The following is a 22,894-nucleotide window of genomic DNA, read 5'->3' on the forward strand; positions in this document are numbered from 1 at the left end:
GTTAAATAATGTATAAAGTGTATAAAGTTTTACTTTAGTGTTTAATATATTATAAAAAATCATAATTTGGCAAGGTTATTGCTTCACTTCAATTGTCTTACTGGACGTAAGCTAAAATTGAGGTGTTATGAAGAAAACTTATTTACTAACCCGAATTTTGAAACCTGATTTGCATATAGCAAGAAAGGTTACTTTCGCGTTAGTCCTATATTTAATCGGAATAAATTTCGTGTATTCACAAGGCCCAAATTGTGAGGAATTTATTCCGGGAATTGATTATGATGGTAATTCATTCTTTTATGTTCATGAATTTTTATCTAACGAACCGGAATTGCCTGTAAGGCTGACAATCAGAAATAATGGGCAAGAAATTGTGCACGAAAGTCAGCATTACAATTACGATGATATAGTATCATTTAATATATGTCCCTATCTTCAGGATAGTCTGCAATTTAGGGTTGAAAATGATGAAAGTTACTGCGAGAGTAAGATATATGTTGGTATACCACCCAAACCTTATATGAATGGAAGATACACTACCGTTTTTTGTAGTGATTCAATTGTGAAAAATGAACAGCCTATTGATAGTATTTACCCGGATGTAATCTTTGCTTGTGGAGTAGAACCAAAAGTTACCTTTTCTTCTGATTGGGTAGATAAATATGATTGTGAAGATTATGACAATGATACTTTAAAGGTCATTTATCGCGAATTCGAAGGTTTTGATAAATACAAACGTCGATTTGCGACGCAGGATACTATTGTAGTACTAAAGGTTCCTGAAATTACGGATAGTCAATTTATCTGTGCTGAAAATGATACCTTGTTTTGTGGCAAAGCAGATGATTTCGGTCCAAAATTCTTTTATGAGAACCCGATTACCGGGGAGAATGATACCATTTCGATGGTAGATGTAACTATCGGATCTAATAAGATACTTGAGTTTAATGCTACTTCTTATCTTGAAGAGTGTGGTATTCAGTATTCTGTTCAGTCAGAACTGATAGACAATACAAAGTGTGAGAAAAGGTATAGGGTCGAAGTAGAATTTTCTCAAAATTGTTATTTCTCTGAGCCCGGACTTATGAGGCGAAATAAGGGATTATCGAATTTGGGAAAGGGGAAATACCGATGTGTATTCTGGGCATTGGACCGTGATACCCTGGCTCCTTCCATTCTGATAGAAGATCTCGTAATTACAAATAAAACGACTACGCATAATTGTGAAGCTCCTATAGAATTCCCTGCCATTAAAATTGAAGACAAATGGGCTGGGGTAAGACATGCAAAAGCAGATGTAAGAGGAGAATTTACTGTGGAACTTACAAAGCAAGGCGATTTTTGGAAACCTGTAGAAAAAAGATTTCTTCCCGTCGGCGGTCAAACATATGAACATTTCTCCGATAAATTAATGTCAGATTTTGAGAACGCAATGGACAGGAATTTTTCAGATTCGTACAGAAAGTATACAGACCCTATAAGTTGCATTCCGTTTTCCCTGGTAGGAAATGGAAAAGCGAAATTATCCTTACAAGAGGGTATCTGTAGTCAGTCATTGACTGTAAATACATATGGAAGTTCTGAACCTGTAGCTCTGGAAGTTCCGCTGCAACCAAGGGCGCCGGACAATTCAGTGATCAAGGTAGCTGTAGATGTGTATACTGATAATCCCTTTACACTTCGCGGATATGATATGTACAATAATTGGGTCCATCACGATTCTGTAATAGAGCAACCATTAGGGTGTGGCAGGGTCCGAAAAATTTATGAATTTTCGGATTCCGTGGAATACATACGTATGTCGGCGCTTACAGGAAGTTTTTCGATTGATAATTTCAATTATTCTATTACCACAAAGATAGAAAACGCTTATAAAGTCATAGTGGAAGGTAAGGATAGTTGTAATCTGATGGCACAAGATTCGTTTTACATAATAGTAAAAGACAAAACTGAACCTACTGTTGCTTGTGATAAAGATATTGTTGTTGGATTGACAGGTAAGCTGACCTGGGTTGATGCTAATATTTTTGATGAAGGGAGTTATGATAATTGTGGTATTTATACCATTTTGGGACGTCGGAAAAACTGGGCAAATTCATGTGGAGTGAATCTTTGTGATGGATTGGAAACAGATAAGCGAATTAATCCGGTTGAAGCACATTATGCTGAATTTGTGGATTGGCTCAAATACGATGGAGAACCGTGTTCGGAGATGTTGTATGAACAATGGCAATTGGATTCGGCTTATTACTGTCCGAAAACTGATGAACACGGCAATGTAATTAAAGGCAAGAAACCCACATTAGGAGGAGGATGGACGGAAAAAATACCATTTTGTTGTGAAGATGCTTGTGGAGAAGTGGATATTGAATTATTAGTAGTGGATTATTGGTGTAATTGGACTATATGTTGGACCACAGTAAAAGTGGAAGATAAACAGGGATTATCTGTTATCCAGGATATTGAACGGGAATTGACCATTTCGTGCGCATCGTATTCAGAAAATTATCAGGATTTGGTTGAAAAAGCGTTAATGTATAATGGTGACGAGTTTGAAAATACTGATAGGGTAAAAGCATTTGATGACTTAGACGAAGTTTTCGGAGGCTATGAAGAAGTGTGGAAGAACATCGATGGATATTTAGTTGATAAGGAGGGTGGAAATGTAGTGCCATCTGAGTATACAACAACTGTAAAGGATATTCGATGTGAAAACTATTCAAAGAAAGAAAAAGTTGCGATATATAATGAACATACCGGAAAGTATGATTGGGTGGAAGAATATATTCCTGCGGTAAAAAAAGAGGAGACTGAAATACAAGTGCGAAATGGAATTATTGCTGTTAATTGTTCCGTAAGTGTGTATCAGGATCTTTGGGTTGATTTAGACGATTGTGGTACTGGGACGATTCGCAGGAGGTTTTTTATTGTAAGTGGCTGTAATGAAAGTATAAATGGTGGTAAAAAACTCAGGGATACTGTCTATAAAGAGCAGAAAATTATAATCAATCAGGATTGTGAAATAAGCCTTGGAATGTTCAACTTACCCACCAGAGAGATCTCCAAAGAAGTATGCTCCTTTGAAAAGGATCAGTTAGGTAATTATTCGGGTGATCTTCACCCTGAGGAGACGGGCCGGCCTGATTTTATATGGAATCAAAGCTGTAAATCCCTGGAAATTAGTTATGAAGATAAGTTGTTTAACCTGGTAGGGAGTAATCAAAAAGCTGATTACAAGTTAATTCGGACCTGGGAAATAAAAGATTGGTGTGGTAGCTCTTCCGGGGAGCATGGTAATGTCAGGGGGAAAACGTTGGAATACGAACAAAAAATTATCATAACCGAAGTAGAGGAGTGCAATGACTCTTCAGGATTTTTTTCCATTGCTGGAAAGATAACTAATACAGCGATGAAACCAATGAAAGATGTAAATCTAACATTTCATTCGGGGGGTGAAATTGTGGGAAATGTTAAGACAAATGAAGTTGGAAATTATCACATGGAATTGGGGGAATCGATGGATATAACAGTTGTACCTGAGAGAAAGACTGATATGATGAATGGTATTACGACCTTTGATATAATTCTAATTCATCAACATATTCTGAATAAGAATATACTGTCGGGACAATACAAGAAAGTTGCTGCAGATATCAATCAAAATGGCAGGATCGATTGGGTAGATGTTATGCAGCTTAGAAAAATAATGTTGAATCCTGAATCCTTTTTACCTTATTCAAATGGATATCGGTTTTTCGAATCAACAACGGGCAATGAATATGGAATAGCAGAATCGGGAGAAGTATCGACCTTTAACATGGATTTTACTGGCGTTAAAATAGGGGATGTTGATTTCTCCTATATGGAAAGCAGTGATAATAGTCGTGGGCGGAATCTGTCTTTTGAAAATGTAGTGGATGGGTCCTCTTTCATTTTTAATATAAAAGACAGGGTTTTGAATCCTGGGAAGATTTATAAAATTCCGGTTACTGCAGGAAATGTTGATAATATTCTTGGGTTCCAATTTGAATTACAAGGCGATGAAGGTGCTGTTTCTTCCCTCAATATTCTACCTGGGGTTCTACAAATTACCAGCGATAATTATTCTTTTGGAGAATTGGGGAAATTATATGTAAGTTGGTCTGATGCTCGTGGGGTAATGGTTAATCAAGGTGATGTTTTATTCACGGCAGAGGTTCAGGTAAATGAACGAAAAACGGTTCAAAGTCTATTTCAACTGGGTAATTCGGTGTTGGCACCGGAAAGCTATATTGAACCTGGAATTGTTCAGGGGTTAGATGTTCGCATAATGCCAGACCATATGGAAGGAAGCCGAAATTTCGTTAATCATGCTCCTAATCCATTTTCTGAGGAGACCGTAATTTCATTCGAATTGGACGAAGAAGAAATGGTTAAATTTTCAGTATATGATATGGCGGGAAAGGCCATTATAAGTAAAGAAATTAATGGAAGTAGGGGAATGAATTCAGAAGTTATTTTCGGAGAGGCATTACCAGCTTCAGGTATTTACTTTTATGAGATTAAAAGTTCCTCCATTCACAGGATTAATAAAGTAGTATTTATAAAAAGATAAAGTTTTCTTCAATTTTACCTTAAGAAGAAAGGGGACTCAAAGGAGCCCCCTTTTTTTTTGCCCGTAGGATAAAATTATTCCTGACTTCCGAGAATAAGGGGCAATCCGTCTTCTCCACTACCAATAACCACAATTTTAGAATTTTGAGATTCTGCCAGTTGAAGCGTTGCCTCAATTCCTTTATTCCTCAATATGTTTTGGTCGATACTTGAACTTAACAGGCGATTAGCATCTGCTTGTGCCTGGGCTTCTATTATGACCCTCTCAGCTTCCTTTCTTTCCCTTTCCAGTCGGAATTCATATTCGAGAGCAGACTGTTCTTCTTTTAGTTTGCGCTCTATGGCTTGTTCCAGTGTAGGAGGTAATTTAACCTCTCGAATAAGTACGGCATCCAAATAAATGTGTTTGGGGTCCACATTTTTTAGGGTTAACTCATATATCTCCGTTTGGATAGTTTCCCGTCTGCTACTATATAATTCCTCAGGTAGATACTTACCTATGACTTCCCGGGTAGCAGATCGAAGTGATGGCTTAAGAACTCTTTCGGCGTAATCTATTCCAACCTCATTATGTAGTGAAGCTACCTTACCACTTTTAGGTTGGTACAAAAAGGAAAGATCTAATTTGATATTGAGACCATTTCGGGAAAGAACCTCCATGGATTCGTTATCTTCATGTATTCGAACATCATAAACAAACATTTTATTCCATGGCATAACAAGATGGAATCCCTGGTTATATGTGGTTTCCATATCCAGGCCACCCCCGAATCTTTTAAATAAGACCCCTTTATGTCCGGGTTCTATGGTGAGAAAAGTAGAACTGGTAAGTATGGATATTAGAATAATTCCTACAATAAAAGCGACAATCCATTTAGTAAGGCCGCTCAGATTGAATGCATTGGGTTGATTTGGTCTATTCGTTTGATTCATTGGCAATTTTTATTATTTGATTTACTTTAATATTAACATAATCTCCGGGCAGATCGTTCAGACATTTGAAATGTCCTTTTGGACAATTTTCGCTGCCCAGTTTGGAACACGGGTGACATTTTAATGATTTATTTTCCAGGAAAATTGATTTGTGGGTCATTTCTTCAGGAAAATAAGGATCCATTCCCAGTGAGGGTGATGTTGCTCCCCAGATAGAGAGAATAGGCTTTTTAAAGGCTGCAGCTATGTGCATGGTTGCAGTATCATGTGAAATGACAAAAATACTGTCTTCAATTATTTTTGCGGATGTATGAAGATTACAAATGTTAACCATATTTATGCAATTATCACCTAGATGGTCTTTTATAAAGGCTGCAGCCTCAACCTCTGTCTTCCCTCCCAGGAGAACCAATGTACAGGGTAGGTTCCCAAAGTGATAAACGATCTTTTCCGGTGGCATCTTTTTGGTATTATAGGTACCTCCAATACCATATACAATATATTTTTTTTCTTGTATTGGGTTTACAGTTTTTTGGCCGTAATGATACTCCAATCCCAGATTATCATTTTCAATCCCTATTTTCATCAGACTGTGAAAGTACCTATTAACCAGGTGACGTGGTTCCTTTATGCTGTCGAATTGGAAATTGACCAATAACCATTTTTGTATATTGATCTTGTTGAAAGAAAGATGAGGGGCTTTTATTCTTCTTATAAATCTCAGGGATCTTAAGTTTTTATGTAAGTCAACAACCAGGTCATAGTTTTCTTTTTTTAATTCAGTGGCTAACTCAGTAAAATTATCATCTAATGGATGGATCTTATCAATATAGGGGTTAAACTCATGTATAAATTTGAATTTCTTTTTAGTCAACCAATGTACCTCGGCACCTAGTTGTGTTTTTATAGTCCTGAAAATGGGACTGCACAATATGATATCGCCTATGGAACTAAACCGTATAATTAGAATTTTTTTGTATGAAACACCTTTTAGCATTGGGTTATAGCAGGAATTTTAGTTGTTAATAATTAACAATAATAGGCAAAATGTGGAAAACTAATACTGCTTTGAACCGGGCCAAAGCAAAGTTTCGCATTGAATTTGAAACTTTTTTGGTGAAAATATGTATTAAATAAAAGTAAAATTAGTCATTTAAATATTAATAAAAAATTGTTTTCGAACGTTTTATATATGACCCGCAAAAAATATTAGTTTTTTTATAAAATATATGTGTAAAAAGTAAGGGTTGGCAAAATATTTGCTTCTAAGTAGATACAGTTGTTTGAAAATAAGTTATGGGTAACGAAACATTTTTTTCTACCTTTGGGTTATATTTCAAAAACTGATATATTTAATTTATTATTTCGACATAATGTAGCCGTACGCGGCACATCATAAAGATTGTAGTTTTCTTGTTTTGAGACCTTAGTAGAAATGGCCCAAGTTTGTAAAGACAAATTTGGGCATTTCTCTTTTTTTATTTCAGAAGCTTTTATATATTTGTCGCGAAACATTAATTAAATGAAACAAATAATAGGAAATAGCAAATTGTGGTGGTGGACCTTAGATGATTTATCTGGGAGGTGACCACTATGCTATTCTAAAAAATATTCAAGGCTTGTTGGTACTTCCAGCAGGCCTTTTTTTATTTAGTTTTTAACCAGGTTGCTATGATAAAGAATAAAAAATACAGGTTGCGAAAATGAATTTTGTGCTTGGCTATTTAGGGTTGATTTTGATCGCTGGTGATAGTGTCATAATAAACTCAATTTGGTTTAGCTACAGGAATAAAAAATGTACTATTGATGAAGATAAAAACAACAGTGATAACGATGCTTGCTGACCAGTTAACCCCGGTTAGTGCTTTTTTGAAAATAAGAGATATTGCGGGTAATCCTTCTCTTTTAGAGAGTAATGATTATCAATCATTTGAAAATTCACGGTCTTTTGTGGGATTTGATCCTTTAATTGAATTTTATACTGAGGATGATCGGTTGATTATTGATACCTTAGGAAGAAAAGAAAGTATCGCTTTTTCAGAACAAACCAAATTACCAGATCTTTTGGATCAAGTGCGTAAAAAAATTACGGTTTCAGGTGATGATTCTGAAGTGAATGGTTTCTTTGGACATATCAATTTTGAAGGAGTACGATATTTTGATACGCTGGAATTTGAAAGTCTTGAAAATGAATTTACAGTTCCGGATATCCATTATTTTTTCTATAGATATATTATTGTATTTGACCATTATCGGGATGAACTGGTCCTTATCGAAAACAGGCCCGAAGATGAGCCATCCGATATCATGAAAATTCGTAAAATCTTACTAATGGGACATTACGAAGAAAAGTCTTTCACATGTGATGGCCCTGAGACCAGCGATATGACTGATGATGAGTATATGGAATTGGTGGAAAAAGGGAAGCATCATTGTAAAGTGGGGGATGTGTTTCAAATTGTTTTATCACGCAAATTTATTCAACCTTACAAAGGGGATGATTTTTCCGTATACAGGGTACTACGGTCTATCAATCCATCGCCTTACCTTTATTATTTTGATTTTGGTACATACCGAATTTTTGGTTCTTCCCCTGAATCCCAGTTGATTATAAAAGAAGGTAAAGCGCAGGTGAATCCTATAGCGGGGACATACAGGAGAAGCGGAAATGATGTGGAGGATTCCAGGAGAGCTGTTGAGTTAAGTAAGGATCCAAAGGAAGTCTCTGAACATACGATGCTCGTTGATTTAGCCCGCAATGATCTTGGACGTCATACCGATAATGTAGAGGTAAAATCCCTTATGGAGGTACAGTATTTCAGTCATGTTATTCACCTTGTATCGACAGTAGAGGGAAAATTACCAAAAGAGTACAATCCATTTCGTGTTTATGGAGATACTTTTCCTGCAGGTACATTATCGGGGGCTCCTAAAATTATGGCTATGGAATTGATAAATAAATATGAACATTCTACCCGGCACTTCTATGGTGGGGGAATTGGATATTTTGGATTGGATGGAAGTATTACACAGGCTATTGTTATCCGTTCATTTTTGAGTCACGATAGTATATTGTATAGTCGAGCAGGTGCCGGAGTGGTTATTAGCAGTAAAAAGGAGAAAGAATTACAAGAAGTGAATAATAAATTAGCTGCACTAAAATCAGCACTGAAAAAAGCTGAAGAAATATTTAGTTGAAATTACAATTATATTTGGAAAGTACAAATAGGTATCAATAAGTAAGTATAGACAGCAAAAAAATAATCATCAAACGACAACTGTCAAGTCCCGGATGATTCTGTTTAATAAACAAATTCCGAAATCCAATGAAAAATATTAACGATAAAATTAACAACTTGGAAGACAGGACATTTCAGATCGCTATGAGGAACCCAGTATATGGAAATAGATTATCTAAGAATACCGGAGTTATAGAGGATCTTAATCAGGCTATCCAATCTACTGGGGCTATAGAGGTAAATTATCGGGAGGTCAAGGATTCACTTAGTACAAAAGATTTCAGGATAAGTATGAAAATTACACAAAAAGGAGCGACGGAAAGTACTTATTTTCTGCCCTCGATTAACGATACGAATCCGGGAGGTACGGGAAAGGAAGCAATTGAACTTAAAATGATCATATCTTCTATTCTTTCAAAGAGTATTTAAATCTTTTTTTGATGGGCTGTAGCTTTTTGATTTTGACTTCTAGTTTTTTCTTGGATTTTGAGATTTGTTGATTGGATTTTAATTATGAATAGTACATTGAAAATTAGCATATATGAATGTGATCATTATAGATAATTACGACTCTTTTACGTACAATTTGTACCAATATCTTAAGGAGATATCTGATTGTGAAATCGATGTCGTAAGGAACGATAAAATTTCCGTTGAGGAAGTTGGGAAGTACGATATTATTATTCTTTCTCCCGGGCCAGGTGTCCCAGCGGATGCAGGGAATATGCCGGCTATTTTAAAAAGATATAAATCTGAAAAGCCTATTTTAGGTGTTTGCCTTGGTCACCAGGCCATCGGTGAATTGTATGGTTCTGAAATTGAAAATTTGGATCAGGTGTACCATGGTGTGGATTGTGGGTTGAATATCGTAGAGGAATGTGGCTTATTCAAAGGAGTGGAATCAGGAAATAAGGTAGGTAGATATCATTCCTGGATAATAAAGAAAGGAACAACACCAGAGGAGTTAATTGTCACAGCAGAGGATAATAATGGAGAGATAATGGCGGTGCGTCACAAAACAGATCCAGTCTATGGTGTTCAATTTCATCCTGAATCTATTTTGACACCCCAGGGAAAGATGGTCCTCATAAATTTTTTGGAAATAGCAAAGGATTTTATTAAAAACCGGTAGCATGAAAGATATTTTGGAAAAACTATTTAATGGTGAGTTATTACCTAGTGAAACTACCTATGATATTATGAAGGAAATAGGTACGGGAAATTTAACGAATGAAGAATTAGCATCGCTTTTGACTGTGTACAGAATGCGTCCCATTTCTTCCGGGGAATTTGCCGGGTTTAGGGAGGCCCTATATGATTTAAGTAAAAAAGTAAATTTGGAATTTGAGAACAGAATTGATATTGTCGGTTCCGGTGGCGATGGGAAGAATTCCTTTAATATTTCTACATTATCTTGTTTTGTAGTAGCGGGTGCAGGGTATAAAGTGAGTAAGCACGGAAATTATGCGGCTTCGTCTATTTCTGGTTCTTCCAATTTACTTCAATCGCTGGGGTATGTATTTACGGATAGTGAAGATACATTAAACCGACAATTGGATAAGGCAAATCTTTGTTTTTTGCATGCTCCATTATTTCACCCGGCAATGAAATTTGTTGCTCCAGTGCGCAAGGCCATGAAAGTGAAGACATTTTTTAATATCATTGGCCCCACTGTTAATCCAAGTAAACCCCAAGCATATTTACTAGGGGCCTATAGCGAAGAAGTGGCTGATTTGTATAGTGATGTGATGGGTCAAGCCGGATATGATATTACCGTAGTTCACAATATTGACGGATACGATGAAATATCATTAACTGACCGCTTTATCCGTATTACAAATTCATCAAAAGACATATTTAGTCCGGAGGAAATAGGGTTTGACTTGTTAAAACAAGAAGAACTATATTGTGGTGATTCAGTTGATGATGCAAAGCAAATATTTTTGAATGTATTGGATCGTTCATCTACTAAAGCCCAACGAGATGTAGTTATTGTAAACAGTGCTTTCGCCATCCAGACGTTGAACCCAGAAAAATCATTGGATGAATGTCGTCTTGAAGCTGAAGAAAGTATAGATAGGGGGAATGCCAGAAGTATTTTGAAAAACCTTTTAAATAACCAGTAATGGATATATTGGAGAAAATAAAGAATTCTAAAATTGAGGAAGTCCGGGAAAAGAAGGCATTGTATCCTGTTTCGTTATTGCAGAAGAGCCCTTATTTTCAATCAGATTGTGTTTCTTTTTCGACGTATATAAAAAGGCCGGATAAATCTGGTGTCATAGCGGAATTTAAAAGGAAATCGCCTTCTGAAGGTTTTATCAACCAATACGCATCCGTGGAAGAAATATCGATAGGATATATGCAGTCAGGGGCTTCAGGGTTGAGTGTATTAACAGATGAAGTGTATTTTGGCGGTTCATCTAAAGACCTTTCGATAGCGAGGGAATTCAACTATTGTCCAATTTTACGTAAGGATTTTATAGTAGATGAATATCAGATTATAGAGGCACGTTCTATTGGAGCCGATGTAATTTTACTTATCGCCGAAATTCTAACAAAAGAGCAGATTGCCACCCTATCCAGGACTGCTCAGAACATGGGGTTGGAAGTATTGATGGAACTGCATTCTGAAGAACACATTGAAAAAATTTCGGACAATGTAAATGTTGTGGGTGTGAATAATAGGAATCTGAAGAATTTTTCTGTGGATATAAAGTATTCACTTGATATTTTTGATAAGATCCCTAAAGATAAAGTGAAGATATCTGAGAGTGGAATCAAGAATGCCAGTGATATGCTTACTTTGTATGAAAAGGGATATGATGGGTTTTTGATTGGTACTCAATTTATGAAATCTGATAATCCGGTAAAAGCTTGCAGGTCACTCATTGAAGAATTTGAAGAGCTAAAGCTCTCCTTGGCCGAGGTTAAGTAATCTGTATTTTAGTACCTTAAATTGGTTTAAAGATATTGAATAAAATGGGCAAGTTGAAAATAAAAGTTTGTGGGATGACCCAAGCGGGCAATATTGCTGATTTAGCCAGGCTGGACGTTGATTTTATCGGATTTATTTTCTACAATAAATCAAGTCGCTTTGTTTCTGAACTGGAGGATGTAATGATTCCTCACATACAAAAAGTTGGTGTATTCGTAAATGAGGATAGATCAGTAATGGATGATACGATTGCATTGTATGATCTGGATTGTGTGCAATTGCACGGTGACGAATCATTGGAAGTATGTCAATGGGCTATGGAAAGGGGAGTAGTTGTTTTCAAGGCTGTGAGTATAGGTGAAGATTTTGATTTTGAAACTTTGGAACCATATAGCGGATTTGTTGACTATTTTATTTTTGATGCCAAAGGGCCGAAGCGGGGAGGTAATGGGGTCCCATTTGATTGGAACAAATTGTCAGAATATAAGGGGAAAGTTCCCTTTTTTCTCAGTGGAGGAATTGGGCCCGGGATGGTGAATGATATTAAAAAAATTAAACACCCGCAATTATATGGGCTTGATATTAATAGTAGGTTTGAGATATCACCCGGGTTGAAGAATGTGGAAAGTGTTAAGCAGTTTTTGGTAGAATTGGAGGAGATGGATTCAAATATTTTACAATAGAATTTCAATTTGTCTGGCGTAGCTTATAATGGATTTTACTCGAAGTTAGGCCTTCGGAATATACAAATTCTTAATTATGAAGATACATAAAATGGTCTTTAGATCTTTCGTTGGAGACAAAAAATACAGTACATGAAATATACAATTGATAAAAAAGGATTTTACGGTAATTTTGGTGGTGCTTTTATTCCTGAAATGCTACATTCCAATGTTACTGAACTTCAGGAAAACTATCTTGGAATAATGCAGGAGAAAAGTTTTCAGAAAGAATTCAGATATTTGCTCAAACATTACACGGGCAGACCATCTCCGTTGTATTATGCCCATCGATTATCGGATAAATACCATACAAATATTTATCTCAAAAGGGAAGACCTGAATCACACAGGGGCTCATAAAATTAACAATACGATAGGCCAAATCCTCATGGCCAAGAAACTTGGTAAAACGAGGATTATAGCTGAGACCGGCGCTGGTCAGCATGGTGTTGCCACCGCAACTGTGTGTGCACTTATGGGGCTGGAGTGTATAGTTTATATGGGTGAGGTAGATATTGAAAGACAGAAGCCTAATGTTTTTAGAATGAAGATGTTAGGAGCTGAGGTTCGTCCTGCTACCAGTGGAAGTAAAACTTTAAAGGATGCAACTAATGAAGCTATCAGGGACTGGATTAATAACCCTCTCGATACGTTTTATATTATTGGGTCAGTAGTTGGTCCGCATCCCTATCCGGACATGGTTGCGCGCTTCCAATCTGTCATAAGTGAAGAAATGAAGCAACAAATGCAGGAACTCGAGGGAAAACCCAATCCGGATCGGATTATTGCCTGTGTAGGCGGAGGATCTAATGCTGCCGGTGCTTATTATCATTATCTGGATGATGAGGATGTTGAATTGGTTTCTGTAGAAGCCGGAGGTGAAGGTATTCATTCAGGAAGGTCGGCGGCAACATCTATTTTGGGTACAGAGGGAATTATCCACGGTAGCAGGACGCTCTTGATGCAGACTGAAGATGGTCAAATAATTGAACCTCATTCTATTTCTGCCGGTCTTGATTACCCGGGAATAGGACCTATGCATGCTCATTTGATAAAATCCGGGCGTGCCCAAGTCCTCTCTATCGAGGATGGAGAAGCACTGGAAGCTGCTCTGGAGCTAAGTCAACTAGAGGGAATTATTCCGGCGTTGGAATCTTCTCATGCATTGGCTGCCCTTAATTATTTGGAATTGAAAGAGAACGAAATATCTATTATATGTTTGAGTGGAAGGGGTGACAAAGACCTCCAGACTTATATGAAATTTATGGGTAATGAATAGGTTAAAGAAAGTTTTTGAGAATAGTAAAGGAAAGTTATTGAATATTTATTTTACTGCTGGATACCCCAGGCTTGACGATACGGAGGTTACCTTGAAAGCTTTGATCGAAGAGGGAGTGGATATGATTGAAATAGGGATGCCCTATTCCGATCCCATGGCAGATGGTCCTACCATTCAAGAAAGTAGTAAAATTGCATTAGATAATGGATTGACTATAAACACCTTATTTAATCAGGTCGAAAGTATGGCAAAAAATACTAATACGCCTTTTATATTAATGGGGTATTTAAACCAAATGATGCAATTCGGAGTGGAAAGGTTTTTGGATAGATGTGTTGAATGTAGCATTGAAACATTGATAATTCCTGACCTTCCGCCGGATCTTTACCATGAAGAATATAAGTCTCTTTTCGATGAGAAAGGAGTTTCCGTCGTTTTTCTTATTACCCCTCAGACCAGCAAAGAACGAATTCAATATATAGACTCTATATCCAATTCCTTTATTTATGTGGTATCGGATTCTTCTATCACCGGGAAGACCAAAGAAATTTCTAGTGAACAACAGGAATATTTTCAGAGGATCCGCGATATGAAGTTGAATAACCCTATAATGATTGGTTTTGGAATCTCGGATAACAAAAGTTTTGAAAATGCTGTCGCTTATGCCGATGGAGCCATAATCGGGAGTGCGTTTATCAAAGCAATTGGTAATAAAAAAGAAGATCAATCCATAGTCGATGTTGTACGTAATTTTGTTAACGATATAAAGGGATAATTATGATTATTCAGTTGGAGCACCAAATCAGTGAAGACGAAAAAAAATCTCTATTAAGAGAGCTTGATAAGCTTGTCAAAGGGGGAACAGAAGTAAGTACACAGTTTGGCAACTATATTGTGGCCATAGGCCGTTCAGGATTTGATATAAGGAGTATTGGTAATTTACAGGGGGTAAAAGATATTCATAGAGTCAGTGATCCCTATAAATTGGTATCCAAGAAGTGGAAATTGGATGAATCTACTATTAAAATTGGAAACAATTGCAGTATTGGTCCCGACTCTTTTACTATAATGGCCGGTCCTTGTTCGATAGAATCGGAAGAACAAATAAAATCAACTGTACAACATCTGGTAGCCAATAAAATACCGGTAATGCGGGGAGGTGTTTATAAGCCGAGATCGTCACCGTATTCATTCAGAGGATTGGGGATGGATGGTCTGAAGGTTTTTTATCGCCATTGTCGGGAGCAAGGAATAAAGATTATTACTGAAGTAATGATGGTAGAGCAAATAGAGGAAATGTATGATTATGTGGATATATTTCAGGTAGGAGCTCGCAATTCTCAAAATTTTAACTTGCTGGATGCTCTTGGAGGAGTGGATAAACCGGTTTTGTTGAAAAGGGGAATAAGTGGGACCATACCCGAATTATTGCAGTCAGCAGAGTATATTTTTTCCAACGGTAATGAAAATATAATACTATGTGAAAGGGGGATCCGTACCTTTGAGAAGTCATATCGAAACACACTGGATATAAATGCTATAGCGGTATTAAAAGATCGTTCGCATCTTCCGGTTATTTCAGATCCTTCACACGGCATAGGGGTAAGAAAATATGTAGATAAAGTAGCTATGGCCTCTGTAATGGCCGGTGCGGATGGAGTTATCCTGGAAGTCCATGAAAAACCGGAAAAAGCCTTTTCCGACGGGCAACAAACGTTGGATTATCTGCAAGCTGAAAAATTGTATAGTAAATTAATGAAATTGTATAAATTAAGAGAAGATCTTGACCAATTGTAATTAAAGGAATATGATTACGTTATCTATTTGATTATGACAAATGATAGAATGAGATTTGGGATTTTATTTATTGTAGTTTATCTCGTTTTGGGATTTCAGGAAGGTAAGGGCCAACAGATTTACGGAAATAACTTCCTGAACATTGGTGTAGGTGCCCGTTCACTAGGAATGGGAAAAGCTGTAGTCGCTACGGAAAAGTCGGTACAATCGGCATATTGGAATCCGGCTAATTTATCCACATGGGATGGCCCCATGCAATTAAGTGCCATGCACGCCGTATGGTTTGCAGGGGTGGTAAACTATGATTATCTGGGGTCAGCATTTTCACTTGGAAGTGATGGCAAGTCGTATGGTGGAATTTCACTAATACGTATGGGCGTTGACGACATCCCAAACACACTTCAATTATTTGATGCAGATGGCAGGATAAATTATTCGAATATCCGTTCTTTTACAGTGGCAGATTATGCGGGACTAATTACCTATAGCACTCAATTAGGTGACAGCCCCTGGCGAGTAGGAGGGAATGTGAAAATTATCCGGAGAGTATATGGTAGTTTTGCCAAAGCTTGGGGCGGAGGACTGGATGCGGCCGCTTCCTATTCCGGAGAAAGGTTTCATTTTGGATTTGTAGTGAGGGATATCTCTACTACTACGAATTCATGGTCTTATCAATTTACTGATAGTGAAATAGAGATCCTGCAACAACTTGGAAATGTAGTTCCAGAGTCTGCAAGAGAGGTGATTCGTCCAAGTGTCTCTACAGGAATTGCCCAGGAGTTTGGGTGGAGCGAAGATATGAACTTTACGCTGGCATTGGATGCAGATATTACTTTTGATGGGGTGAGAAATACGCTGGTCGCTTCTGAGACTATGAGTATTGAACCACATGTAGGGCTCGAAATGAATTCCAGGGATGTTTTGTTTTTACGAGCAGGTATTGCATCAGTCCAAAAGCGAAAAAAAATCAATAATCCTGAATCCGATGAATACTTTATACAGCCCAATATGGGAATTGGATTGCGATTGGGCAGGGTAAATATCAATTATGCCCTGGCCTTTTTGAATGAAGATGATTCCAAGAGTTCATTATCCCACGTATTTTCAGCGATGTATACGCTAAAAGGAAGGGAAGAAGGTGGTGATGGTAATAATTAAGCTTTGGTAAATAAGAATTACATTTTACGCCACTTGCGTAATTGATTCAGTGTCGCCTTAAAGTCTTTTGGAAAAGGAGCTTCAAAATATAATTCTTCTTCCATGCCGGGGTATTTAAATTGAATTGAGAATGAATGTAATGGGGTACGAATGAGAATTGGCCTTTCCTCTTTATATTTACCCAGATTGAATTTCCGGTTTCCTTTAATCTCTGACACAAAAAATTCAGTTTGATTTCCATATTCCGGGTCTACTAGAAGGGGATGTCCTGCCTCCTGCAAATGGACTCTGATTTGGTGTGTTCTTCCCGTGTCAATTTTGAGTTCTAAATAAGAATAACTCTCAAAAGCTTCCAGAACCTTATAATGGGTAATGGCGTCTTTACCCTTTTTATTAATTACTACTTTGTTTAAGCCGGGAAGCTTCAGTATAGGGAAACGCCAGGTACCTGAAGATTCTAAAAACCTTCCCTGAACAAGGGCGCGGTACTTCTTCTCTACTTGTCTGGATTCAAAGATTTGATTGAGTACTTTGTGGGCGTCTTCATTGCGAGCAAAGATCATTACACCGGAAGTAAACCTATCGATTCGATGAACGGCATAAATTTCACCGTATTCGTCTCTTAGAAGTTTTTTTACACTTGCTTCATCGGTAAATCTTTCCGGAACGGATAATACGCCCGGTGATTTATCAACAATTACAAAATCTTTATGAAGATATAATACGTTATATTTCTTTTTCCCTTTGCTCATTTATTCCTAATTGACTGAATTTCTTTTTTCTTAATATGAAGTAATCCCAAACTATACATCCGGAATATTTGCCATCAAGTGCTACTCTTTCCTTAATACCTTGCTCCTCCATTCGATGTAAAAACGCTTTTCTTTTTTTCCATGTGTCGGGTAGGTTTACGTAAAAATGCAAATGGGCCTTGATGATTGCCATGAAGTTTCTCCAGTCTGCAAGGCATAAGAATCGAATACCTGCAATACCATCCAGAACCAGTCGTATGAATAGCATCCAAATGACTATATGTCCGCGTTGATTCTTGGCAAGAATATACAAACTATTCCTGAAGTTGAGAAAGGTTTTACGGGGGCTCTCATAGCTCAATGTCCCACCGCCCAGGTGATAGATTTCAGATTCGGGTACTACGCCTATATGCATGCCTATTCTTTGGATCCTCCAACACAAGTCTATTTCTTCCATGTGTGCAAAAAAGTCTGAATCAAAACCTCCTACTTTGTGAAAAACTTCTGATCGTATCATCAAAGCGGCTCCGGTAGCCCAAAAGATACGTTGCATATCGTCGTATTGGCCAACATCTTTTTCATTGGTAGCCAATATCCTCCCACGACAAAGTGGATAGCCAAAAAAATCAATCCATCCACCACTAGCGCCCGCATACTCAAACTCATCTCTTTGGAGATATGATTTCACCTTAGGTTGGCAGGCAGCATATGCCGGGTGATTATCAAGAAAATTAATTAAAGCATTTATGGAAGTGTGATTGATCTCTACATCAGAATTTAATAAGAAGTAATATTCAGCATTAACTTGGTCCAGCGCATTGTTGTAACCACCTGCATATCCAGTGTTTTGATCTAATTCCAGTATTTGAATACCAGGATGGCTACTATGTAAATATTCTAAGGATTGATCTGTACTCGCATTATCTGCAATAATAATATCCGCATAATCGGGCTTGTGTTGAATAATAGATGGCAAGAATCTTTTTAAATGATGAAGGCCGTTGTAATTCAGAATTACAATAGCTACCTTTAAATCATATTTCAATTTTATAGTTTCTTCTAATTCCATTTAAAATTTTCAAGGATTGCTCCCTGTCTGAATTGATTTTTTCACGCAATTCTTCCAGCGACCCAAAAGTAGCATCTTTACGAATAAATTCTATAAATTCAACTTCGATTTCTTTGCCGTAAACTATTTCATTGAAATCAAATATATGTACTTCAATAGATTTTTGCCCGTTCGATCGAATGGTAGGCTTGGTCCCTATATACAACATACCTTTATACTGATATTCATCATAATTGACAAAAACCGCATAAATACCTTCTCCGGGTATAAGCTTTTCTTTAGATACCGGGGAGATATTAGCAGTTTTATATCCAATTTTTTCTCCTAATTTTTCACCGTGAATTACAGTTCCCGACAATTTGAAATTATGACCTAATAGTGTATTCGCCTTTACAACATCCCCATTTTGTATGGATTTGCGAATTACAGTAGAACTGATTTTCATGGTTTCTACTCTTTTTTGTGGGATTTCGACAACCTTAAATTGGTTATTCTTTTCATACCATCTTAATGTATTTATATCCCCTTTACGGTTGAGGCCAAATCGGTGATCATAACCAATTACAATGGTATGAGGTCTAAAGGATTTTATGATAAAGGTTTCGATGTATTCCTGAGGAGTAATTTGTGAAAATTCAACTGAGAAAGGCATAATGACCAGGTGGTCAATATTATTTTTTTCAAATAAATTAATTTTTTCTTCGATTGTAGTAATTAAACTTAAGGATTTATCAGATGGGTAAATAACCTTGCGAGGATGAGGGTGAAAGGTAGTGACTATAGTCTCGCCCTCTACCTCATTAGCAATTGCTTTCATGCGGTTGAAAACATAGGAATGACCTAAATGAACGCCATCAAAAGATCCAAAGGTAATAACTGGATTTTTTATGGTTTGCGGTAACTCTTCTAAAGATCGATATACGTTCATAAATTTTAAATTCTTACTCTTTTTATCGTCACTTTTACAAACAATATGGGAGAAATGAAATACTTCTCTCACTTAATTAATTTCGCTGTGAAAATGCCTGAAAACTATTTGTCCTCCAAATAATATTCATTGAATAATTGAATTTTCTTCTAAATTCTTAAAAACTTCATTTAATATCTGAACGAAGAAATACGATATTTGTTAACCTAATAACATAAAATATTAAAAGATTCTTTTACATGAATGAAACTTTAATACGAAATACACTAGATACACTGGAGGATCCGGTGAATGGGCAACAATTAGGGAAGTCTTCTCATTTGGAGAAAATTGAAATATCCGGAACCCAGGTTAATATTGTGTTGGCATTTAATAACTTGAATCCTGATATTAAGAATAAATTGAATTTCTCAGTGTTGGAGGCCTTATATAAAGTAATTCCTGAAGCTGAGGTAAACATTCACTTTGAGAATAAAATTCCCCAGCCGGATAATCCCTATCCACATATTAAAAATATTGTAGCTATAGCTTCTGGAAAAGGGGGGGTGGGTAAATCCACGGTTGCCTCCAATTTGGCAGCGGGAATGGCAAAAAAGGGGTATTCTGTCGGATTGATTGATGCCGATTTGTATGGACCTTCAATCCCTACAATGTTTGGATTGAAAAACAAGCGTCCTAAAGTGAAAAATATCCATGGTAGACAGCTTCTGTTGCCGTTGGAAGCGCATGGTCTTCATTTAATGTCTATTGGGTTTATTCTTGACCCAGAACAAGCAGTTGTGTTGAGAGGTCCTCGACTGGGGGGGATAATTAAACAATTTCTCAACGATGTATTATGGCCGGAACTCGATTTTCTGTTTATTGATTTACCTCCTGGAACCGGTGATATTCAATTAACCATGGTCCAGACTGCACCGGTAACAGGTGCTGTAGTAGTTACTACTCCGCAGGATGTCGCCGTATCTGATGCGATAAAGGCTGCCAATATGTTTCGATTAGAGAGTATTAATGTGCCAATTTTGGGCGTTGTTGAAAATATGTCCTGGTTTACACCCGAGGAGCTACCGGATAATCGATACCATATATTTGGAAAAGGGGGAGGAAAAAAATTAGCTGATTACGCTGAAGTTCCATTATTGGGGCAAATTCCTTTGGTGTCTCAGGTCGGTAGTCTGGCGGATAATGGAATCCCGGCAATCCTTGAAGAAGATAATTTAATTAATGATTATTTAAACAATGTGATCGAACGGACCATTTACTATATACAAATGAGAAATAAGACGGAAGATCCTACGAGAATAGTAAAAATAAAATCGTAAATTTGTACATCAATTAAAATTGGAATGAGTAAAGAAGAATTGATCCAAAAAGTAGATTCAGCCCTTAATTCTGTTAGGCCGCACCTGGCAGTAGATGGAGGTGATGTCGAAATTGTCGAAATCAGTGATGATATGAAAGTATATGTTAAGTGGTTGGGCAATTGTGAATTATGCTCCATGTCAGCTATGACCATGAAAGCTGGAATAGAGCGGGCAATTATTTCAAAAGTACCTACCATTACGGAAGTAGTAGCTGTCAACGGTGTTGATGTAGCATGAGAAGGAAGAATCTGATTGATGAAATCCAATTAAAGAATTCCTTCCTCTGTGTTGGATTGGATACAGATCCGGAAAAGATACCTTCCTTCCTTCACGAATACGATGATCCGGTTTTTGAATTTAATAAACGAATAATTGATTGCACACACGATCTTTGTGTAGCCTATAAACTAAATATTGCTTTTTATGAATCCCTGGGGGTACCGGGCTGGAAATCATTAGAAAAAACTATTGACTACATTCCGGACAGCCAATTTTTGATAGCAGATGCCAAAAGAGGTGATATCGGCAATACTTCCGAACGGTACGCCAAAACCTTTTTCGAAACCTATTCATTTGATGCCATAACGGTTGCACCCTACATGGGAAGTGATAGCGTAAAACCCTTTTATGGAATCGAAGATAAGTGGGTAATAATTTTAGCTTTAACTTCCAATCCGGGCAGTAAGGATTTTCAATTTTTAGAAATGGAGGACGGTGGTGATAAATTATATGAGAAAGTCCTAGACATTTCATCTCAATGGGGGAATTCGGAAGACACTATGTATGTGGTGGGAGCGACGCACCCCGAGCAATTAAGAGGAATACGGAATAAGGTTCCCAATCATTTTTTACTTATACCGGGAGTAGGGAAACAAGGGGGAAGTTTGGAAGAAGTAGTTTCTTCAGCATTAGTATCAGGTGAATGTGGTCTTTTAGTAAATAGCTCCAGAGGAATAATTTATGCTAGTGGTGATCGGGATTTTGAAAAAGAAGCCAGAAGGGAAGCTTTGAAATTGCAAAATAAAATGTCTGAGTTATTGGTAGATTGTTTTTAAAAATTTTGTTTTGTATTTTTTTGAAACTTTCTTTTAAAACAGATTTAATTTATATTTAACAGTTCTGCGTTAAATTTAATTTTGATTTTCTCGTTTTTTTTAATATAATATAGAAAGAGCAAGATGAATAAACAGGCTCTTAATAGAACTATTTCATTACAAAAGGAGTTTAAAACTACAAGAGTACTTTTAAGTTTTAAATCTTGCATATCTAATTAATTAACGAATTCAAACAGTTTAGTTATGGCTAACAAGAAAAAATCAGGAATTTTATTTTTATTGGGTGCTGCGGTAGGTGCAGCTGCCGGATACTACCTCAATACAGAAAACGGGAAGAAATTGCGAAATGAAACTTCCAAAAAAGCAAATGATTTTGCCAAGAAAGCCGAATCAAAGACAAAAGAGAGTCTTGAACAATTTAGAACAGGGTTTGATTCTGCTATTGACAAAAGTAAAGAAGTGATTTCTGAAGCAAGCGAATCGGTAAAAGAAAAAATAAGTCAGTTCGAAAGAAAATCTGATAAAGCTTTGGGATCTGCTGAAAGCGCCTATAAAAAAGGAGCTGAAGACGCAAGAAATAGAATTAATCAAAAAGCTAAGGAAATAGAAGATCTTTTAGAGTCAAAAGGGGCTTAAGATTTATCGAAAAGATTCAGTGGGTTTGCAATCTTAAAGAGGATGTAAACCCTTTTTTATTTCAATAATCGCCAAAATATGAAGCAAACGGAGAACATTTTATACGCCCTTGGACAAAGTAGTGAGTATATTAAAGACTACCTTAATTCTCAAAAGAATCTTATTAAACTTGAATTTGCTGAACATAGCTCCAAGATTTTATCAAAAATCATAAGTAGGGTAATTGCTCTAATGCTTGTAATGTTCGCATTTTTATTTGCTTCGCTGACGATTGCCATTGGATTAAGTATTTACCTAAATTCATTTTTTGCCGGTTTTGGAATCGTTACAGCTTCATTTATCATACTTGTTATTGTCTTGATTGTATTCCGAAACTCCTTAATTACCAATCCGGTATTAAGGCTTATCTTAAAAGATTTTTTTAATTAGAATACT

The 22,894-nt window shown here is 36.8% G+C and carries 21 protein-coding genes; 16 read left to right on the plus strand and 5 right to left on the minus strand.

From position 1 onward, the window contains the following. The first annotated feature begins 127 nt into the window (after positions 1 to 127). Positions 128 to 4,594, plus strand: a complete 4,467-nt coding sequence (locus LVD47_RS15520; RefSeq protein WP_236978502.1) for a T9SS type A sorting domain-containing protein — start codon at positions 128 to 130, stop codon at positions 4,592 to 4,594. A 74-nt stretch (positions 4,595 to 4,668) separates the two neighbouring features. Here LVD47_RS15520 and LVD47_RS15525 read toward each other — a convergent pair whose 3' ends face one another. After that, positions 4,669 to 5,526, minus strand: a complete 858-nt coding sequence (locus LVD47_RS15525) for a prohibitin family protein (RefSeq protein ID WP_236978505.1) — start codon at positions 5,524 to 5,526, stop codon at positions 4,669 to 4,671. Beyond that, positions 5,510 to 6,523 carry a glycosyltransferase family 9 protein gene (locus tag LVD47_RS15530; protein ID WP_236978506.1) on the minus strand — a complete coding sequence of 338 codons (1,014 nt, stop codon included), beginning with the start codon at positions 6,521 to 6,523 and terminating at the stop codon, positions 5,510 to 5,512. Before LVD47_RS15530 ends, LVD47_RS15525 begins: the two co-directional genes overlap by 17 nt. 809 nt (positions 6,524 to 7,332) lie before the next feature. Between LVD47_RS15530 and LVD47_RS15535 the strand changes: the two genes are divergently transcribed. From LVD47_RS15535 to LVD47_RS15580, 10 genes are all read left to right on the plus strand, one after another. Next, positions 7,333 to 8,724, plus strand: coding sequence for an anthranilate synthase component I family protein (locus LVD47_RS15535; protein ID WP_236978508.1), 1,392 nt, complete (start codon positions 7,333 to 7,335; stop codon positions 8,722 to 8,724). A 128-nt stretch (positions 8,725 to 8,852) separates the two neighbouring features. Beyond that, positions 8,853 to 9,194, plus strand: coding sequence for a hypothetical protein (locus LVD47_RS15540; protein ID WP_236978509.1), 342 nt, complete (start codon positions 8,853 to 8,855; stop codon positions 9,192 to 9,194). Between the two features lie 112 nt (positions 9,195 to 9,306). Continuing rightward, positions 9,307 to 9,897, plus strand: coding sequence for an anthranilate synthase component II (locus LVD47_RS15545; protein ID WP_236978511.1), 591 nt, complete (start codon positions 9,307 to 9,309; stop codon positions 9,895 to 9,897). Position 9,898: 1 nt separating this feature from the next. Next, on the plus strand, positions 9,899 to 10,891 hold the full coding sequence (gene trpD / locus LVD47_RS15550; RefSeq protein ID WP_236978513.1) for an anthranilate phosphoribosyltransferase: 993 nt from the start codon (positions 9,899 to 9,901) through the stop codon (positions 10,889 to 10,891). Beyond that, on the plus strand, positions 10,891 to 11,703 hold the full coding sequence (gene trpC, locus LVD47_RS15555; protein WP_236978514.1) for an indole-3-glycerol phosphate synthase TrpC: 813 nt from the start codon (positions 10,891 to 10,893) through the stop codon (positions 11,701 to 11,703). The genes trpD and trpC overlap by 1 nt, the downstream gene beginning before the upstream one ends. 53 nt (positions 11,704 to 11,756) lie before the next feature. Beyond that, positions 11,757 to 12,386 carry a phosphoribosylanthranilate isomerase gene (locus LVD47_RS15560; protein WP_236978515.1) on the plus strand — a complete coding sequence of 210 codons (630 nt, stop codon included), beginning with the start codon at positions 11,757 to 11,759 and terminating at the stop codon, positions 12,384 to 12,386. 132 nt (positions 12,387 to 12,518) lie between these two features. Next, positions 12,519 to 13,703: a tryptophan synthase subunit beta gene (gene trpB, locus LVD47_RS15565; RefSeq protein ID WP_236978518.1), complete on the plus strand. Its 1,185-nt coding sequence runs from the start codon at positions 12,519 to 12,521 to the stop codon at positions 13,701 to 13,703. Next, positions 13,696 to 14,478 (plus strand): tryptophan synthase subunit alpha, encoded by a 783-nt coding sequence (gene trpA, locus LVD47_RS15570; RefSeq protein WP_236978520.1) that lies wholly within the window; start codon positions 13,696 to 13,698, stop codon positions 14,476 to 14,478. Before trpB ends, trpA begins: the two co-directional genes overlap by 8 nt. Before the next feature lie 2 nt (positions 14,479 to 14,480). Next, a complete protein-coding gene (aroF, locus tag LVD47_RS15575; protein WP_236978521.1) occupies positions 14,481 to 15,500 on the plus strand; it encodes a 3-deoxy-7-phosphoheptulonate synthase in 1,020 nt (339 codons plus the stop codon). 48 nt (positions 15,501 to 15,548) lie between these two features. Further along, complete coding sequence (locus tag LVD47_RS15580) at positions 15,549 to 16,658, plus strand: putative type IX sorting system protein PorV2 (RefSeq protein ID WP_236978523.1); 1,110 nt, start codon at positions 15,549 to 15,551, stop codon at positions 16,656 to 16,658. 17 nt (positions 16,659 to 16,675) lie between these two features. On the opposite strand, the gene LVD47_RS15585 is transcribed toward LVD47_RS15580, so the two are convergent. Genes LVD47_RS15585 through LVD47_RS15595 form a run of 3 tightly spaced genes read right to left on the minus strand, consistent with a single transcriptional unit; the run spans position 16,676 to position 19,407 of the window. Next, positions 16,676 to 17,410, minus strand: a complete 735-nt coding sequence (locus LVD47_RS15585) for an RluA family pseudouridine synthase (protein WP_236978525.1) — start codon at positions 17,408 to 17,410, stop codon at positions 16,676 to 16,678. Further along, entirely contained in the window at positions 17,385 to 18,479 is a 1,095-nt protein-coding gene (locus tag LVD47_RS15590; RefSeq protein ID WP_236978527.1) for a glycosyltransferase family 2 protein, read from the minus strand. The genes LVD47_RS15585 and LVD47_RS15590 overlap by 26 nt, the downstream gene beginning before the upstream one ends. Then, entirely contained in the window at positions 18,445 to 19,407 is a 963-nt protein-coding gene (locus LVD47_RS15595; protein WP_236978529.1) for a bifunctional riboflavin kinase/FAD synthetase, read from the minus strand. Before LVD47_RS15595 ends, LVD47_RS15590 begins: the two co-directional genes overlap by 35 nt. Before the next feature lie 239 nt (positions 19,408 to 19,646). Here LVD47_RS15595 and LVD47_RS15600 point away from each other — a divergent pair, with 239 nt between their 5' ends. The 5 genes from LVD47_RS15600 to LVD47_RS15620 all read left to right on the plus strand — a co-directional run bounded on the left by LVD47_RS15600 (position 19,647) and on the right by LVD47_RS15620 (position 22,888). After that, positions 19,647 to 20,726 carry an Mrp/NBP35 family ATP-binding protein gene (locus LVD47_RS15600; RefSeq protein ID WP_236978533.1) on the plus strand — a complete coding sequence of 360 codons (1,080 nt, stop codon included), beginning with the start codon at positions 19,647 to 19,649 and terminating at the stop codon, positions 20,724 to 20,726. Between the two features lie 24 nt (positions 20,727 to 20,750). Continuing rightward, entirely contained in the window at positions 20,751 to 21,005 is a 255-nt protein-coding gene (locus tag LVD47_RS15605) for a NifU family protein (RefSeq protein WP_236978535.1), read from the plus strand. Beyond that, positions 21,002 to 21,823 carry an orotidine-5'-phosphate decarboxylase gene (gene pyrF / locus LVD47_RS15610; protein WP_236978537.1) on the plus strand — a complete coding sequence of 274 codons (822 nt, stop codon included), beginning with the start codon at positions 21,002 to 21,004 and terminating at the stop codon, positions 21,821 to 21,823. Before LVD47_RS15605 ends, pyrF begins: the two co-directional genes overlap by 4 nt. A 243-nt stretch (positions 21,824 to 22,066) precedes the next feature. Continuing rightward, positions 22,067 to 22,459 (plus strand): YtxH domain-containing protein, encoded by a 393-nt coding sequence (locus tag LVD47_RS15615; RefSeq protein WP_236978540.1) that lies wholly within the window; start codon positions 22,067 to 22,069, stop codon positions 22,457 to 22,459. Positions 22,460 to 22,537: 78 nt separating this feature from the next. Continuing rightward, on the plus strand, positions 22,538 to 22,888 hold the full coding sequence (locus LVD47_RS15620) for a phage holin family protein (protein WP_236978541.1): 351 nt from the start codon (positions 22,538 to 22,540) through the stop codon (positions 22,886 to 22,888). Positions 22,889 to 22,894 lie beyond the last annotated feature (6 nt).

The organism is Membranihabitans maritimus, assembly GCF_021729145.1.
Taxonomy (GTDB): Bacteria; Bacteroidota; Bacteroidia; order Chitinophagales; family Saprospiraceae; genus Membranihabitans; species Membranihabitans maritimus.

Coding starts and splice junctions, on each gene's coding strand:
- LVD47_RS15520 (WP_236978502.1), top strand. CDS start 128: ATGAAGAAAACTTATTTACTAACCCGAATTTTGAAACCTGATTTGCAT.
- LVD47_RS15525 (WP_236978505.1), bottom strand. CDS start 5,526: ATGAATCAAACGAATAGACCAAATCAACCCAATGCATTCAATCTGAGC.
- LVD47_RS15530 (WP_236978506.1), bottom strand. CDS start 6,523: ATGCTAAAAGGTGTTTCATACAAAAAAATTCTAATTATACGGTTTAGT.
- LVD47_RS15535 (WP_236978508.1), top strand. CDS start 7,333: ATGAAGATAAAAACAACAGTGATAACGATGCTTGCTGACCAGTTAACC.
- LVD47_RS15540 (WP_236978509.1), top strand. CDS start 8,853: ATGAAAAATATTAACGATAAAATTAACAACTTGGAAGACAGGACATTT.
- LVD47_RS15545 (WP_236978511.1), top strand. CDS start 9,307: ATGAATGTGATCATTATAGATAATTACGACTCTTTTACGTACAATTTG.
- trpD (WP_236978513.1), top strand. CDS start 9,899: ATGAAAGATATTTTGGAAAAACTATTTAATGGTGAGTTATTACCTAGT.
- trpC (WP_236978514.1), top strand. CDS start 10,891: ATGGATATATTGGAGAAAATAAAGAATTCTAAAATTGAGGAAGTCCGG.
- trpB (WP_236978518.1), top strand. CDS start 12,519: ATGAAATATACAATTGATAAAAAAGGATTTTACGGTAATTTTGGTGGT.
- trpA (WP_236978520.1), top strand. CDS start 13,696: ATGAATAGGTTAAAGAAAGTTTTTGAGAATAGTAAAGGAAAGTTATTG.
- aroF (WP_236978521.1), top strand. CDS start 14,481: ATGATTATTCAGTTGGAGCACCAAATCAGTGAAGACGAAAAAAAATCT.
- LVD47_RS15580 (WP_236978523.1), top strand. CDS start 15,549: ATGAGATTTGGGATTTTATTTATTGTAGTTTATCTCGTTTTGGGATTT.
- LVD47_RS15585 (WP_236978525.1), bottom strand. CDS start 17,410: ATGAGCAAAGGGAAAAAGAAATATAACGTATTATATCTTCATAAAGAT.
- LVD47_RS15590 (WP_236978527.1), bottom strand. CDS start 18,479: ATGGAATTAGAAGAAACTATAAAATTGAAATATGATTTAAAGGTAGCT.
- LVD47_RS15595 (WP_236978529.1), bottom strand. CDS start 19,407: ATGAACGTATATCGATCTTTAGAAGAGTTACCGCAAACCATAAAAAAT.
- LVD47_RS15600 (WP_236978533.1), top strand. CDS start 19,647: ATGAATGAAACTTTAATACGAAATACACTAGATACACTGGAGGATCCG.
- LVD47_RS15605 (WP_236978535.1), top strand. CDS start 20,751: ATGAGTAAAGAAGAATTGATCCAAAAAGTAGATTCAGCCCTTAATTCT.
- pyrF (WP_236978537.1), top strand. CDS start 21,002: ATGAGAAGGAAGAATCTGATTGATGAAATCCAATTAAAGAATTCCTTC.
- LVD47_RS15615 (WP_236978540.1), top strand. CDS start 22,067: ATGGCTAACAAGAAAAAATCAGGAATTTTATTTTTATTGGGTGCTGCG.
- LVD47_RS15620 (WP_236978541.1), top strand. CDS start 22,538: ATGAAGCAAACGGAGAACATTTTATACGCCCTTGGACAAAGTAGTGAG.